At 41.5% G+C, this 14,265-nt stretch carries 15 protein-coding genes and 2 pseudogenes; 9 read left to right on the top strand and 8 right to left on the bottom strand.

All coding sequences use genetic code 11. The features are described from left to right. The 4 genes from HWQ37_RS17535 to HWQ37_RS17520 form a co-directional block, all read left to right on the top strand. Nucleotides 1-243, top strand: a 243-nt coding sequence (locus HWQ37_RS17535; RefSeq protein WP_292749113.1) for a hypothetical protein, incomplete at its 5' end; no start/stop codon positions are given. Further along, complete coding sequence (locus HWQ37_RS17530; protein WP_292749110.1) at nucleotides 240-431, top strand: hypothetical protein; 192 nt, start codon at nucleotides 240-242, stop codon at nucleotides 429-431. The genes HWQ37_RS17535 and HWQ37_RS17530, both read left to right, overlap by 4 nt. 284 nt (nucleotides 432-715) lie before the next feature. Next, the gene (locus HWQ37_RS17525; RefSeq protein ID WP_292749108.1) at nucleotides 716-2,083 is read left to right on the top strand and encodes an IS110 family transposase; all 1,368 of its coding nucleotides are present in this window, start codon (nucleotides 716-718) and stop codon (nucleotides 2,081-2,083) included. A 224-nt stretch (nucleotides 2,084-2,307) separates the two neighbouring features. Beyond that, nucleotides 2,308-3,477: an NDP-sugar synthase gene (locus HWQ37_RS17520; protein ID WP_292749106.1), complete on the top strand. Its 1,170-nt coding sequence runs from the start codon at nucleotides 2,308-2,310 to the stop codon at nucleotides 3,475-3,477. Nucleotides 3,478-3,640: 163 nt separating this feature from the next. On the opposite strand, the gene speA is transcribed toward HWQ37_RS17520, so the two are convergent. Then, a complete protein-coding gene (gene speA, locus HWQ37_RS17515; RefSeq protein ID WP_292749104.1) occupies nucleotides 3,641-5,656 on the bottom strand; it encodes a biosynthetic arginine decarboxylase in 2,016 nt (671 codons plus the stop codon). 230 nt (nucleotides 5,657-5,886) lie between these two features. On the opposite strand from speA, the gene ndk reads away from it, so the two are divergent. Beyond that, nucleotides 5,887-6,336, top strand: coding sequence for a nucleoside-diphosphate kinase (ndk, locus tag HWQ37_RS17510; protein WP_292749101.1), 450 nt, complete (start codon nucleotides 5,887-5,889; stop codon nucleotides 6,334-6,336). A 133-nt stretch (nucleotides 6,337-6,469) separates the two neighbouring features. Here the strand turns inward: ndk and HWQ37_RS17505 are convergent, their stop codons facing one another. Then, complete coding sequence (locus HWQ37_RS17505) at nucleotides 6,470-7,192, bottom strand: TerC family protein (protein WP_292749099.1); 723 nt, start codon at nucleotides 7,190-7,192, stop codon at nucleotides 6,470-6,472. A gap of 262 nt (nucleotides 7,193-7,454) precedes the next feature. Between HWQ37_RS17505 and HWQ37_RS17500 the strand changes: the two genes are divergently transcribed. Continuing rightward, nucleotides 7,455-7,691, top strand: a complete 237-nt coding sequence (locus HWQ37_RS17500) for a DUF433 domain-containing protein (protein ID WP_292749096.1) — start codon at nucleotides 7,455-7,457, stop codon at nucleotides 7,689-7,691. Beyond that, nucleotides 7,688-8,041, top strand: a pseudogene (locus HWQ37_RS34645) (DUF5615 family PIN-like protein). Before HWQ37_RS17500 ends, HWQ37_RS34645 begins: the two are co-directional and overlap by 4 nt. Before the next feature lie 21 nt (nucleotides 8,042-8,062). On the opposite strand, the gene HWQ37_RS17490 reads toward HWQ37_RS34645, so the two are convergent. The 4 genes from HWQ37_RS17490 to HWQ37_RS17475 are packed head-to-tail and all read right to left on the bottom strand — an operon-like array spanning nucleotide 8,063 to nucleotide 12,771. Continuing rightward, nucleotides 8,063-9,448, bottom strand: coding sequence for an EH signature domain-containing protein (locus HWQ37_RS17490; protein ID WP_292749092.1), 1,386 nt, complete (start codon nucleotides 9,446-9,448; stop codon nucleotides 8,063-8,065). Nucleotides 9,449-9,452: 4 nt separating this feature from the next. Then, nucleotides 9,453-10,115: an OmpA/MotB family protein gene (locus HWQ37_RS17485; RefSeq protein WP_292749090.1), complete on the bottom strand. Its 663-nt coding sequence runs from the start codon at nucleotides 10,113-10,115 to the stop codon at nucleotides 9,453-9,455. A gap of 21 nt (nucleotides 10,116-10,136) precedes the next feature. Further along, nucleotides 10,137-12,398, bottom strand: a complete 2,262-nt coding sequence (locus tag HWQ37_RS17480; RefSeq protein WP_292749088.1) for a hypothetical protein — start codon at nucleotides 12,396-12,398, stop codon at nucleotides 10,137-10,139. Between the two features lie 25 nt (nucleotides 12,399-12,423). Next, a complete protein-coding gene (locus HWQ37_RS17475) occupies nucleotides 12,424-12,771 on the bottom strand; it encodes a hypothetical protein (RefSeq protein ID WP_292749086.1) in 348 nt (115 codons plus the stop codon). Between the two features lie 414 nt (nucleotides 12,772-13,185). Between HWQ37_RS17475 and HWQ37_RS17470 the strand changes: the two genes are divergently transcribed. Both HWQ37_RS17470 and HWQ37_RS17465 read left to right on the top strand, forming a co-directional pair. Continuing rightward, nucleotides 13,186-13,401: a hypothetical protein gene (locus tag HWQ37_RS17470; RefSeq protein WP_292749085.1), complete on the top strand. Its 216-nt coding sequence runs from the start codon at nucleotides 13,186-13,188 to the stop codon at nucleotides 13,399-13,401. Next, the gene (locus HWQ37_RS17465; RefSeq protein WP_292749083.1) at nucleotides 13,401-13,793 is read left to right on the top strand and encodes a type II toxin-antitoxin system VapC family toxin; all 393 of its coding nucleotides are present in this window, start codon (nucleotides 13,401-13,403) and stop codon (nucleotides 13,791-13,793) included. Before HWQ37_RS17470 ends, HWQ37_RS17465 begins: the two co-directional genes overlap by 1 nt. 4 nt (nucleotides 13,794-13,797) lie before the next feature. Here the strand turns inward: HWQ37_RS17465 and HWQ37_RS34875 are convergent. Then, nucleotides 13,798-13,911: pseudogene (locus tag HWQ37_RS34875) on the bottom strand (IS982 family transposase); the annotation flags it as partial. A gap of 133 nt (nucleotides 13,912-14,044) precedes the next feature. Continuing rightward, on the bottom strand, nucleotides 14,045-14,265 hold a 221-nt coding region (locus HWQ37_RS17460), incomplete at its 5' end, for a tetratricopeptide repeat protein (RefSeq protein WP_292749081.1).

Genomic DNA, 14,265 nt, shown 5'->3' with positions numbered 1-14,265 from the left:
TTGGAATGGGTGAGTGATGGCAATAAATATATTAACAATTGCCATTGTTACACCGATATCAAAAATCCTGAATACGGTTATTCCATTTTATTCGCTCAATGTGTAGCTACCATCCTTTACCCTGGTAGACCACCTCAATTATGTGGACATGAATATTTAGATGAAGATGATTTTTGGCTAAATGAATGGGGAGAAATGCCACCTTACTACTACCCAGATGAAGAGGAGGACTGGTTTAAATGAGTAATAACCAAGTAAAAATCAAGTGCGAGTTGTTCAAACGGACTAATGAATTAGATAAAACTGAAACCTTTGATTTAAAGCTAGAACTAACGAATTTTACACGCGATGACCTACTTTCTTTTTTAACAGAAGTCCACGGCTCTATTGCCAATTACACCAAAATAACCCCGCCTGATGAGGCTACCTAACACAGTAGCCGAAACTCTGGCATTGCTGCCAGAGTCGCGGGTTGTGTCCAAAGCAATCAGCATTGTTAGCAAGAGAAAGTGCAGCGTTTAAATTGAATTGCGCCACTGAATTGTGATGTTCATCTTTTCATGCGCGGCAATTCCCTTGTTAATTCTCCCGAATGCGTTTACTCCTGAATCGCGCCCCTCAAGTGTGGGGCGTTAGGGTGATTCGTGCGCTATTAAGTTCGGGCTAATCAAAGGATGCCAGTCCTTGAAAACCACCTCTTATTGTTTGCAGAACCATGACAACAGAATTAATAATTCTGGGAATTGATGTTAGTAAATCGAGTATAACCACTCATATTTTAACACAATACCCCAAGGGCGGATTACAAGCATATTGGAATAAAACAAGAAATAAAGCATCTACTTTATATCCAGCTTTTTACTCCAATCCTGATGCTAAGAAGAAACAAAAATCGGCGTTTGACTTTGCTAAGTATCTAGCAGAAATCAAGCCAGATTATGCGATTCTTGAACCAACAGGAAACCACTATTCAAGACTGTGGGCATCCATCCTCAATAAGTTAAAAATCAAAATTCTCTGGGTGGGTCACGTTGAATTGCGGCGTTATCGTGGCGGTAAGAATTTACCGAATAAAAGTGACCCTGCTGATGCTTTAGCAATGGCTGCTTATGGTCACGATCCAGATCACCGGCTAGAGAGTGGGGAACTGAATCTAAGATATTTTCTGATGCACCGCCCTGAGCCAATTGATGAACTCCGGGATCTGTGCCAGCAACTTGAACACCTGAACCGAGTTCAATCGCCGATCGTAAATTATGCCAGACAGCTTCTCGCTTGGCAGTTCCCAGAGGTCGCCCACAGCAAGAGCATTTCCGCTGCGGGATTTTTACCTCCTCTGTGGGGATGGTTAGCGAAAAGGCTCGAAATTTCTCCCGCCGGGAAAACCAGAATCGAAAATCGCTATAAAATATCCATTGCCAAAGACTACGGAATTGAAATTGACCCCATTCTGGAACTACACGCCGAATGGATGTGTGATATCTCCCTTTATGAGCAGCGCTTGGAAATAAGAATCAGTGAAATCCTCTCCTGTTCTGCATTCAAGCCTTACATGACCGTGTTCAACAAGTTTGGTTTTGGGTTGAGAGTGCGATCGCGTTTGCTCACCAGAATTTATCCCTTTGAGTCGTTCCTGGGTATCAATGGCAAGCCCGTAATTGAGTACGAAGTCCGCGAAGTGAAGAAAACGGAGCGCGAACGTAAAGATGGAGAAACCACAGTCCGGCGTTTGGCTGGTGACACTAAACGAATTAAACGTAACCGCAGCCGTGACACTTTCAAAATGCGTCTGGGTATGGGTACTGTTCTGGAACAATCCGGTGATGGACTTGTTGAAAAGGCTAGCGGTTCACAACTGTGCAGGATTAGCTTATGGCAGTACGTCTTAACCGGCGTAGAAACTGGCAGACTCCCAGAAAATGAACTAACCAAGGAATTAATCAACTACCGCGACTCACTCAAAGCTAACGTCACTGAACAGGGTGAGAAGCTGCTAGGTGGTAAGCACATTCAGGGTAAACTCATGAGCAAAGTAGTAAACCTACTGTTCCAAGAATTGTGTAAAATAATTCCTCTGGCCTGATGCGATAGCCCTTCATCTGTATGAAGGGTTTTAAAATCCCCAAAAGTTTCAGTTACCCTGAAAAGATAAGCGATCGCTTGTCATCTAAGTATACCGATGGTTGCAATAACCACTAAATTCCTGTTATCCCTATTCTGGGGGATGGCTTAGAGCAGAAATAAAAACTGATGATTAAGTATCACTCGATGAAAGTAAACTGGCTTGTGGTTAAGGAATAAAGTTTTATGAAAGCGATGATTCTCGCGGCTGGCAAGGGTACTCGCGTGCGTCCGATTACGTACACTATGCCCAAGCCGATGATGCCCATCCTGCAAAAGCCAGTGATGGAGTTCTTGCTGGAACTGTTACGCCATCATGGATTTGACCAGATTTTAGTCAATGTTAGTCATTTGGCTGAGGAAATAGAAAACTATTTTCGTGATGGCCAGCGCTTTGGGGTGCAGATTGCCTATTCCTTTGAAGGAAAAATTGATGATGACGGTAAATTGGTAGGCGAAGCGATAGGTTCTGCTGGCGGAATGCGGCGCATCCAAGACTTCTCACCGTTTTTTGATGATACCTTTGTGGTTTTATGTGGTGATGCTTTAATTGACCTGGATTTAACTGCGGCTGTTAAATGGCATAAATCCAAAGGAGCGATCGCTACCATTATCACTAAATCTGTCCCCAAGGAAGAAGTTTCTAGCTATGGTGTGGTTGTGACTGACGAAGATGGTCGTGTCAAAGCTTTTCAAGAAAAACCTTCAACTGAAGAAGCCCTCAGCACCAACATCAATACAGGTATTTACATTTTTGAGCCAGAAGTTTTTGATTATATCCCTTCTGGTGTCGAATATGACATTGGTAGCCAATTGTTTCCGAAATTAGTAGAAATCAAAGCCCCCTTTTACGCCATTCCTATGGACTTTGAATGGGTAGATATTGGTAAAGTCCCAGACTATTGGCGGGCGATTCGCGGTGTGCTGCTGGGTGAAATCAAAAATGTGCAAATTCCCGGTCATGAAGTCGCCCCCGGCATCTACACTGGCTTAAATGTCGCCGTAAATTGGGACAAAGTGGATATCACAGGTCCAGTTTACATTGGCGGCATGACCAGAATCGAAGACGGAGCTAAAATTGTCGGTCCAGCAATGATTGGCCCCAATTGTTGGATATGTAGTGGTGCAACAGTAGAAAATAGCGTGATTTTTGAATGGTCACGCTTAGGACCCGGAGTCCGGTTAGTCGATAAGCTGGTATTTGGACGTTATTGTGTAGATAAAACTGGCGCTGCGATCGATGTTCAAGCCGCTTCTTTAGACTGGCTGATTACCGATGCTCGTCAGACACCGCCATTACATACCCCTCTTGAGCGACAAGCGATAGAGGAATTGTTGGGGACGAACGTAAATTAAAGTTAGGAGTTAGTAGTAGAGACGCGATTAATCGCGTCTGTACAAGAGTTAGTAGTAGAGACGCGAAAAATCTTTGTCTGTACAAGAGTTAGGAGTTATTATTTTGTGTTTCACTCTTCACTTCTAACTCTTAACTTTATTCCTAACTTTTCACTCCTAACTCCTAACTATTTAAGTACGTATATCTTCTCAGACTCTGCTCGTAGGTTTGTAGTAGTCGTTGAGATTCGGCTAGGGTGATGCGCTTTTCTTCTAATGCTTTCTCGCAGCGCTGACGAATGTTTTCTACCATGTCTTCAGAATCATATTGCACGTAGCTTACTACTTCGCTCATGGTGTCACCTTTGACAACGTGTTCAATCTGGTAGCCTTTGGGCGTTAATTGGATGTGAACGGCGTTAGTATCGCCAAACAGGTTGTGCAAATTGCCCATGATTTCTTGGTACGCTCCATTCAAGAACATTCCCAAATAATATGGTTCTCCCGGTTTGTAGGTGTGCAACTCTAAAACCGATTTGACATCACGCAGGTCAATAAAACGGTCTATTTTACCATCACTGTCGCAGGTAAGGTCTGCTAAAATTCCCCGCCGCGTTGGTTCTTCATCCAAGCGGTGAATTGGCATGATCGGAAATAGCTGATCGATCGCCCAGCAGTCTGGTGCTGATTGAAACACTGACATATTCACGTAATAGATGGAAGCCATAATCTTTTCTAGGTCTTCCAGTTCATCGGGTACGTATTCTTGCTGTCTTGTGATGGTAAGAATTTTCTGACAACAAGCCCAGTATAGCCGTTCGGCTTTGGCTCGTTCTCTGAGACGTAAAATTCCTAAGTTGAAGCGGCTGATGGCTTCTTCTTTGAATTGTGCAGCGTCGTGGAACAACTCTTGGTAATTCTCTTGGTTGATGGATTGGTAGCTTTCCCAAAGATAATTAATAATTGGGGATTCTCCTTCTTGCGGAGGTTCTGGTGCGTCGAGGGGAACATCGCTAGTACTGAGAACATCAAAAACCAGTAGCGACTGATGGGAAGCGAGCGCTCGTCCACTTTCACTAATCAGTGTTGGTACGGGAATCTGCCGTTCAGCGCAGGTATCTTTTAACTCTGCAACGATGTCGTTGGCATAGTTCTGCATGTTGTAATTTTTCGATGCATAGAAGTTGGTTTGGGAGCCATCATAATCTACACCCAATCCACCACCAACATCCAGGTATTTCATATCCGCCCCCAGCATTGCCAATTCTACATAAATGCGACTGGCTTCTTGGATGGCATCTTTAATTACATTGATGGCAGAGATTTGTGAGCCGATGTGGAAGTGCATCAACTGCAAAGAATCGAGCAGGTTAGCTTCCCGTAACTTGTCAACAGCCTCGATGACTTCAGGCATTGTCAAACCAAATTTAGCGCGATCGCCACTAGAGGCTCCCCAACGTCCCATACCTTGGGTACTGAGTTTTGCACGAACACCTAATATCGGTTTAATACCTAACTGGCGATTGGCATCAATTACCAAATCAACTTCTTCAATCTGTTCTAAGACGATAATTGGTGTTTGCCCTAGTCTTTGGGCTAACATTGCCGTTTCGATGTATTCTCGGTCTTTGTAGCCGTTGCAAACTAACAACGCTCCTGGTGTATCCAACACAGCTAGAGCAATCATTAATTCTGGCTTGGAACCGGCTTCTAAACCAAACTGATGGGGCTTGCCAAATTTCACTAAATCCTCAATCAAATGCCGTTCTTGATTGCATTTGACGGGAAACACGCCACGGTAGACACCAGGGTAATTGTAGCGAGCGATCGCTTTATTAAAACAAGCATTCAAGCGCTCAATCCGGTCTTCCAAAATATCAGAAAAGCGAATCAACATGGGAAGTCCCAAGTTGCGCTGTTTCATGGAATTGACCAATTCAAACAAGTCAAGAGAACCCCCGCGATCGCCCTTGGGTGCCACGGTTACGTGTCCAGCAGCGCTAATGGAAAAATAAGGTTGTCCCCATCCTTCAATGCGGTACAATGCTTCGCTATCCTCAATTTTCCAGGAGCGAGGTAAATCTCCTGTGGTAGGACTCGGTGGTAACAGTTTTTTTTGTTTATGATTTTTCACTTCAGATTTTTGTCCATTGGACGGTAGTACCACCTCGTCAGATGTAGCAGTTGACTCAACACCCATTTCTTCCTAACCTCTGTTTTTCACCCACGAGTTAACAATTTAGCGCATTCATCTAGGAACGTATATGCACCTAAAGATAATTTCTGAGATAAACTCTGATTGGTCAAGAGTCGTATGTCATTAGTCATTGTCATTGGTCATTGGTCATTAGTGCAGAACCCTTGGACAAAGGACAAAGGACAAAGGACAATTGACTAGATAAAAACTTTATTAAGCTTTGGGAGATAGCAATGGAGCGCACATTTTTAGCAATTAAGCCTGATGGTGTCCAAAGGGGATTAGTGGGAGAAATTATCCGTCGCTTTGAAACCAAAGGTTTTACTCTAGTTGGTTTAAAGCTCCTGAAAGTCAGTCGGGAATTGGCTGAACAACACTATGGTGTTCACCGAGAACGTCCCTTTTTTGGTGGTCTAGTGGAATTTATCATTTCTAGCCCAGTGGTAGCGATGGTATGGGAAGGTGATGGCGTTATTGCATCTGCCAGAAAGATTATTGGGGCGACAAATCCCTTAACAGCAGAGCCGGGAACAATTCGCGGTGATTTTGGACTGAATATTGGTCGCAACTTAATCCACGGTTCTGATGCTCCAGAAACCGCGCAACAAGAAATAGCTCTCTGGTTTAAGGATGAAGAATTGGTCAGTTGGCAACCACACTTAACGCCTTGGTTGCACGAGTAAGATTGTAGGGATTGGGGATTGGGCATGGAGAAGAGACAAGGTAGACAAGGAAGAGGGGGGAGACAAGGAAGAAACTTGTCCCCCTTGTCCCCCTTGTCCCCCTTGTCTCCCTTGTCCCTCATCCCCCTCATCATCACTTAGAGACTTCGCTCTTTTCCGGTTCTACTTGGGGTAATTCAGTACCAACACGCTTGGAAAATCCCCAGCCTAAAATCAGGAAGATGGCAGCAATCATGACCCATTCTGGTGGAACCAAATTATCGTTCAATACTTTCAACAACAGGCGCAAGCCCACGAACGCTACAGTTATATAACCTGCATCTTCTAGGTTTTCATATTCGTCTAGCCAACGGATAAACAATCCTGCCATGAATCGCAGCGTAATAATACCAATTGTTGCACCCGTTAGCACTAGCCATTTTTCTTGAGAAACTGCGATCGCAGTTGTCACGCTATCTAAGGAAAATGCTAAATCTGTAAATGCAATCACGGGTATGGCTTGCAACAATGAATTAAACCGCGGCCCGTGATGGTGATCGTCGTTGGATTCTTCTGAGGTAAAGTGTTGAAATACCAACCAAAGTAGATAAGCAGCGCCCAATAATTCAAATTGCCAGAATTTTTGTACCCAAGTGGCGGTAAGAATCAGGGTGATTCGCAGCACATAAGCAACGACTAAACCAAAGTTCAAAGCTTTACGCTCAAGTTCTTGATCTTCCAACCCTTTTGCGATCGCAGCCAGAGCGATCGCATTGTCGGCAGATAACAGCGCCTCTAAAGCCACCAGGATCAGCAGTACTATAAGGGCTTCAAGGCTGAAATGAAAATCGAGGTAATTAAAAATTTGGTCTAGCATTCCGGGTTTCTCAAGCAGAAAAAATTAAAATTTGACAAGAACAGAGATTTGCATATTAAAAAATTGCTACTCTAATTCAGCTTAACGTGGTTGTGGTGCATTTTGAAGGGGTTGAATGTGTGCGATCGCAGGGCGAGTGGGGTAATTTGCGTATAAGTCAATACACCCAAGGTTTTAACATCTAGTTTAGTGCGATCGCAATGGACTGTCGTTATTTCACATCTAGAATTAGAATATGAGAACAAAAATATAGTAAGAGTTTATGAACAACACACTTCTACAACGCATCACTCATAATCCAAATATCTGCCACGGTAAACCCTGTATTCGAGGACTTCGTTATCCAGTTGAGTTTATTTTAGAACTGCTCAGTTCTGGCATGAGTACTGAGGAAATATTGAAAGATTATGACGATTTAAAATCTGAAGATATTTTGGCTGTCTTGTTATTTGCGGCTCGACTGTGCCAAGTCAAAAGCATTCATCGAATCGCCTCATGAAATTTATTGTCGATGCTCAATTACCAGTTCGTCTCGCCCGTTTTATCAAAACTTTAGGTTATGACACGATCCACACCAGAGACTTACCAAGGGAAAATGCTACGCCAGATAATGAGATTAATACCGTATCAATTCAACAAAATTGAATTTTAATTACTAAAGATGTGGATTTTGTCAACTCTTTTTTAACAGTTCAGCAACCTTATAAACTCCTTTTAATCACGACAGGCAATATCAATAACTCAGAATTGGAATCCCTATTTATAGCTAACTTCCAATCTATAGTTGAATTGTTTAAGCAGCATTCCTATATTGAAATAAGTCGAGACACCATTATTGTGCATCAGTAGTCTCTATGAAAATTTCTAATATCACACGTAGGCTCGATGTTGCTGTTCCAGATATTCAATTTCTCTTTTCCACCGCCCAAGCCTGTTTTCTCGCTGTTGTAATTGATCTGCTGTCGGGTTTGTGTAAGGTTCAGTACTTGGATTTGGGTTAATTCCCTTATTTGCAAGCCATTGGCGGCAAAAGAATTGCCAAAGAAATTCATGATCGTGCTTATCGCCACCCAGACAACGAATCCGCTTGACTGAAAGCGTGGATTCACCAAAAAGGATTTGCTCATTTCTGGAATTTTTCGGAAACAGGCGCGTCTCACTACCTCTTCCACGAAAGAATTCGACTACAAACCACTCACCAAAATCAAATATACAAACCTCTGTCGGGTCGCTACCATCATCTTCTAATAGATCAACATCACCTTGGATTTGATACCCTATGGCAATTTGTGATGTCGTGGGTAACAAGATGCGAAGCCGTTCAAAGCGGTTACTGTAACTAGCCCAAAAGTTTCTGCGACTACATAGCCGTTTTGACTCGAAGTCTGGGAAATCGAGCTTCTTCAATATGAGATTTACTAACTTTTGGAAATCAGCATAATTGATACCTCCAATCCACTCTCGAAGTCTTTGCCTTGCTTGATCTGAAAGTTTATACCAATTTTCACTATTTCTATAGTTATTTCTCAACCAATCAACCAGTAAAGAATGATTGTTTGCTATATCATTGGAAACATTAGTTAGTAAATGATTAACAGCTTTTATTTGCTGACTATCTGACATTTCATCTAAACAACTTAACAGCCATCTTACTTGCTGCTGATCTTGAGAGCGAATTGTAGTAAAATAGGGAGTTATATCTTCTATGAATCTGCTAAATAATGGAATCCAAATAGGTAAATCTTCTTTGATTATGTTTAGTAATTCAGTTCGATTAACACGCTGTTCACAAGCAATTTTTGCTAATTCTCTGCCTGCTTGTTTATTACAAAATACCCGAATAATTTGAACTGGTAGCAGGTGACTAACTAAGTCAGAATTAGCAAAGATATCAAAAGATTCAGCTAAAGACTGTGCTAACACCTGTTCTTGCCGATCGCCATAATAAAGAGCTAAACGCCACAATAGCTGATGTTGCAACCATAAATTAGAAATTGCTACCTTCCAAATGGCTGCTGATGTTTTCCTACATCGGTCAATATTTTGCTGATCCCATTGTGCTTTAGCATGGATGCAGTAAACCCAGTCTAACTTACTTACTCGATCAGCTTTACCCTGTTCAATAGCTTCCAATACTTTATCAACACTTGGTATTGATATTGTTACATCTGGTAAGTTGCTTGCAAGCTGAATAAGTTGATTAGGACTACACTGGGGAGTTTCAGGTAGGGAAGGAATGGAAAACTGAGAATTCAATGTTTTAGCTCCTTTCAAGAGAGGTTTTGATGATATCTTTTTTTAACTCATCACTGCGGAACTGAAAGCGGAAAACTACCTTGCGATCGCCTGGATTATCACGTTGCTTGTCAGATTCGATTTCTCCACGACCAGCAGCTAATATTTTTTGGCTTAAAGGTGCTTTAGTAGGGAAATTCATATCATAGAAAATGTAGTTGTAAACTGATGCTGATCGCAACAAGCTTAGTTGTAGATTGGTTTTGTTGTCTCCATCTGAGCTAGTGTGACCTTCTATAACTACACGGCTAATTTCCTTCTCAAATTCTGGTTTAGAGAAAATAACACCACTGTAAACAGGAATAAAGCTGCGAAGGAAGGCTTTACCTTCTGGTTTCAGTTCTGTACTTCCCTTGGCAAAAAGAATTGATTCTTGGATACTGACATCCCCGGTTTCTGGGTTGACTTTAACATTGATATTGTTGCTTTTCATCTGTCCGACAACATTACCAATTACTACCCGTTTTGGTGCATCTTTTTGTGCAAGTTGGAGTAGTGTAGTGATAAATAGCAATGCGAAAAACATTAGTAAACTAGACATCATATCGGCAATAGACAGATAGATACTAGAGTCATCGTCATCAGCAATTTGTGTTTCAACAAATTCGTCGCTGATCAAATCAGCCATTTTAATTACTCCCTTGGTAATTTAGTATTTATTATTTGCTGCTACTAACACTTCTGCTGTTTTGAGTAAATCTCCGCAAACTCTAGCCATAGAAGTATCTGCTTTTTGGAAAAAGCTTTCCTGTAAGTCAACAGTTCTTTGCATAGACCTTTCAAGATGACTCTGCCAAGACTCAAGGCTAATGTCAAATTTTTGATTCAAATTTATGTATGATTTATCTACTATTTGCACTTGCTGTCCAATACCGCTAGCAAGCTTTTCTAGTTGCATTAGTCGTTGTCCGTCGTTTAATCCAGCCGCAATAACTAATTGATTAATTTGTTCGACAGACTTCTGAATTTTTGTCATACTTCCGTCTACTTCTTGAGTCAATTTACTACGTCTTTGAGATTCTTCTCTGAAGACCCGATCAAGATTGTTAACAACCTCAGATAATCCATCCTGTTGTTTGCCTAGCGTCCCTTCAAGTAAGTTGTTTTGTTCTTGAAAAAACATCTGTAAATTTGTTTGATATTCTTGCCTAAATCTGGTCAAATCTTCCTCTACTGTTTGGCGGGTGGCTGTGAGTGTTGCGTCGATATTGCCTAAAGTAGCCAGAAGATTATCCTTCGCATCATTCATTAACCCAGAAGCTTGATTACCCACTGTTTGTAAAGTATTAGTTTGCTCATGAAAGGTTCTATTTGCTTGGGTGAGAATTTGGATAATTCCAGTCCGAGTAGCTTGAAGCGTCTGCTGTTCTACTATTGCGCGTTCTTGTAGTGCTGTTTGCAGTTCCTCTCGTATTCCTCGGAAAGTAGCAGCAGCTTGCACTGCACTTGCTTCAAAAGCACTTCGCTGGGCTGTCATTCCTTCGATACTTTGAGCTACACCTCGATTAATTTCGTGAGATGTTTGTTGTATAACTCCCGTAGTTTCAGTTTGGAATTGACTCAAAGTTTGCCCCATATTGTTAGCAAATCCTTGAAGCATCTGCTGTTCTACTACTGCGCGTTCTTGTAGCGCTGTTTGCAGTTCCTCTCGTATTCCTCGGAAGGTAGCAGCAGCTTGCACTGCACTTGTTTCAAAAGCACTTCGTTGGGCTGTAAGTCCTTGAATACTTTGGTCTACGGCTCGGTTAATTTCCTGTGCTGTTTGTTGTAAAACATCTTTTGTATCTGTTTGGAATTGATTGAGGGTGTCTCCCAAATTCTTAGCAAATCCTTGAAGTTTTACCAAAGTCTCTTTTTGAAAGTTCTCAATTGTCAGGATGGAATTTGCCAAACTTTGAGAAATACCACCCAATTCTCTATGCAGAGTCAGCACAGCTTCGGAAGCTTGTTGGGTTAACTCTGCACTTTTATCTAGCCGATCTGCAATGGGTTCGAGTACCTGAATTCGCAAATCTTTGATCAGTTCTTCTAAAACTCTCTGTCCCTGATTTTCTTGAAGTTGTCGAAGTTGTTGCTGCTCTTTGAAAATTGCTCGCAGCGCCGGTAAGATAGCAGTCTGCACTTGCTCTCCTACAGATTGACCAATAGCTTGGGCTGACAACTGATTTAAACCTGCGAATTGTTCTGCAATACTCCTACCTACAGCTTGACCAATGCCTTCTGCATTTAGCTGCTTTAACCCAGTCAAGTTTTTTGCTACAAGACTAAGTGCTTCAGCTATTTCATGGTTGGCATTGTCTGCCGTTTTTAAAGTTGCGATCGCCTTCAATTTATGACGCAAACTATCACGCCGTTTCTGACGTAGCGAATCACATGCAAACAAAACTAGAGTAAATAAGCTACCAGAACCAAGCCCCATCATGGAAGTAGAGAAAGCTGTTTTCATTCCCACCAATAGCTCTTTACTGGCAGTTATCAGTTCTTTCGTATCTTCTGTAGATAAATTGATTCCTTGGAGTCCCTGTTGTATACCATAAAATGTTCCTAAAAGACCAATGGCAGTACACAAGGTTGTCACGAAGCGTAGGGAACTACGAGGTATGGGGTTGGCTAAGATAGATGGATACTTTATCAGTATAAAATTACCATCTTGTTGTTTGAATCTACTAGAGTCATCAGTTCCTAAATACTCTTTTAACCAGGGGCGAACTTTGTTTGAAAGCTTTACATTTTTACCCTTTTTCAAATTATTCAAAAATTTAATCGCGGCTTCACTTGTGCCACACTCTGAGAGCCAATACTGCCATAATGTGTAAAGCTCGACAATAATTGCGGCTATCAACACAAAAGCAACTGCCCAATGAAAAAATTCGTTATGCCAAATAATGTCCCAAACTTTTGTTATTTCCACGCTGCACCCCTCTTGTTTATCTTGGTTATAACTTTTTGAATTGCTCTAATTCTTTATCCGTAAGAACTTCTTTAGCTATCCGCATTGGGAGATGTTCTGCATACAGGCGAGTTCCTATAGATTCCCGGAGGCATAAGCTGTAAACCGGTTCACCTTCTGATTGTTTATCCTCAATTAAATAAACCTGTTTTGGTGCATAGCTTCGTAACAAACGCACCTGCAAACAGGTTTTTAAATCCCGTGAAGAAATAGATAGGGGTGAATCTTGTCCAAATAATTCACGAGCTACTTTCCAAGCGTGGTTAACTGCCACAATCTCGTTAACCAATTTCTCCACCGAGGGGTACAAAAGTTCCGCAGTTTCATCAGTCAATGCTTTTAACCTACTTACCTGAAATTCGATAGGTTTATTGTTCCCAAAGATGGAAGCTTATTTAACTTTTTTTGCTAAATTTATAAAGTAATTTTTGATGTCAAACTGCTCTTTAGGCGTTGAAAAGGTGTATGATATATGATGGTTTTTATCAGGCACAGAAAACCTGAAATAATGCGTTACCCTAACGCGGTAAAACACTCTACACCTATAGCGGTTTTATACTTAATATTTTCCAGGTTATGCCAGAGAAAAAGCAAACAAAGCCTGCGTAAGCAGACCTTGTTTATAAACTATTGATTTTTAGTCTAGGGGAAGACCAAAAACTAAGTTCTCCATTATAAGTATAAGTAGGGTGTGTTAGCCCAGAAATTTTGTTAAAGTACTCAAAAAGTGAGTTGAACCAGAAGCTAAATGAGTCAAGAACAGCTACAAGAACTGATGAATCAAACGAAAGACCTCTCAAATGAGGCACGGCTGAAGTTAATTAGCTACCTGCTGGCAGAAGTGAAGAGAGCAAATGAGTCAACAAGAGAAGCAGCGATCGCTCGAATCCGTAAACGTTGGGAGATATTGCCGATTCAGTCGAGCAGTCAAGTGCAAGAGTGGAAGGAACAAGGACGACTTTGATGGTGATTGATACGATGGTTTTTGTGTATGCTTTATTACGTGTAGAATCTCAACATGAGCAAGCACTTTCTGCTTTAGAAAGAGCGGAACAAATTATTGTTCCCGATTCTTTTTTTGCTGAATTGGGTAATGTTGTATGGCAATGGATTGTCTTTAGACAGCTACCGCTAACTATTGGGCTTGAGGTTTTGAAAGATGCGGAATCATTGGTAACGAAAATTATTCCTGTTATTGATATTCGAGACACTGCACTAGAGCTAGCAGTACAGAAAAACCATTCTTTTTATGATACGGTGTTTGTTGCCGCAGCAATTCAAGAGCAAGTTCAAGTAATCACCTTTGATCGCAAGTTTGGAGAAAAGTTTTCTGATCGGGTTCAACTTTTGTATTGAGAAGGCAGAAGGAACCCATGCTTAAAGGCATCAATTCTACAAATCTTGTGTAGCTGACTATGTTGGGAAATGCCCCACGCCAACCAAGAAGTACGTTCAATGTATAAAATTCCTTAAATTCTTCTAGCAGCAAGCTTTCTGGCTTTCATTCGTCGTCGAACTCACGTTAATTAATTCTGTCTGACTACTTAACTGAGTCGTATTGAAACAGAAGAGAGCGCTAGCTGTCTTCTATAATTACAACTTTCGCTTCACTCAAATAACCCTAAAAACTTCTCCCACCAGGAATTGTTAGGATTGTTCTCAACCTTACGGCTAGCACTCTTTTGAGCTTGAAGATTTTCTAGATTTTGCCGAACAGTAACCGTATTGGGATGATTTACCCCAAACACCTGCTGACGAATTTCTAAAGCTTGGAGAAACAGGGGTTCGGCTTGGTCGTAGCGTCCTTGAGAATTGTAGAGATTTGCCA

It is taken from the genome of Nostoc sp. NMS4 (assembly GCF_017115095.1).
In the GTDB taxonomy this organism is placed as follows: Bacteria; Cyanobacteriota; Cyanobacteriia; order Cyanobacteriales; family Nostocaceae; genus Nostoc.
Note: the sequence above shows the minus strand (reverse complement) of the source record. Positions and strands in the feature narration are given on the sequence as shown.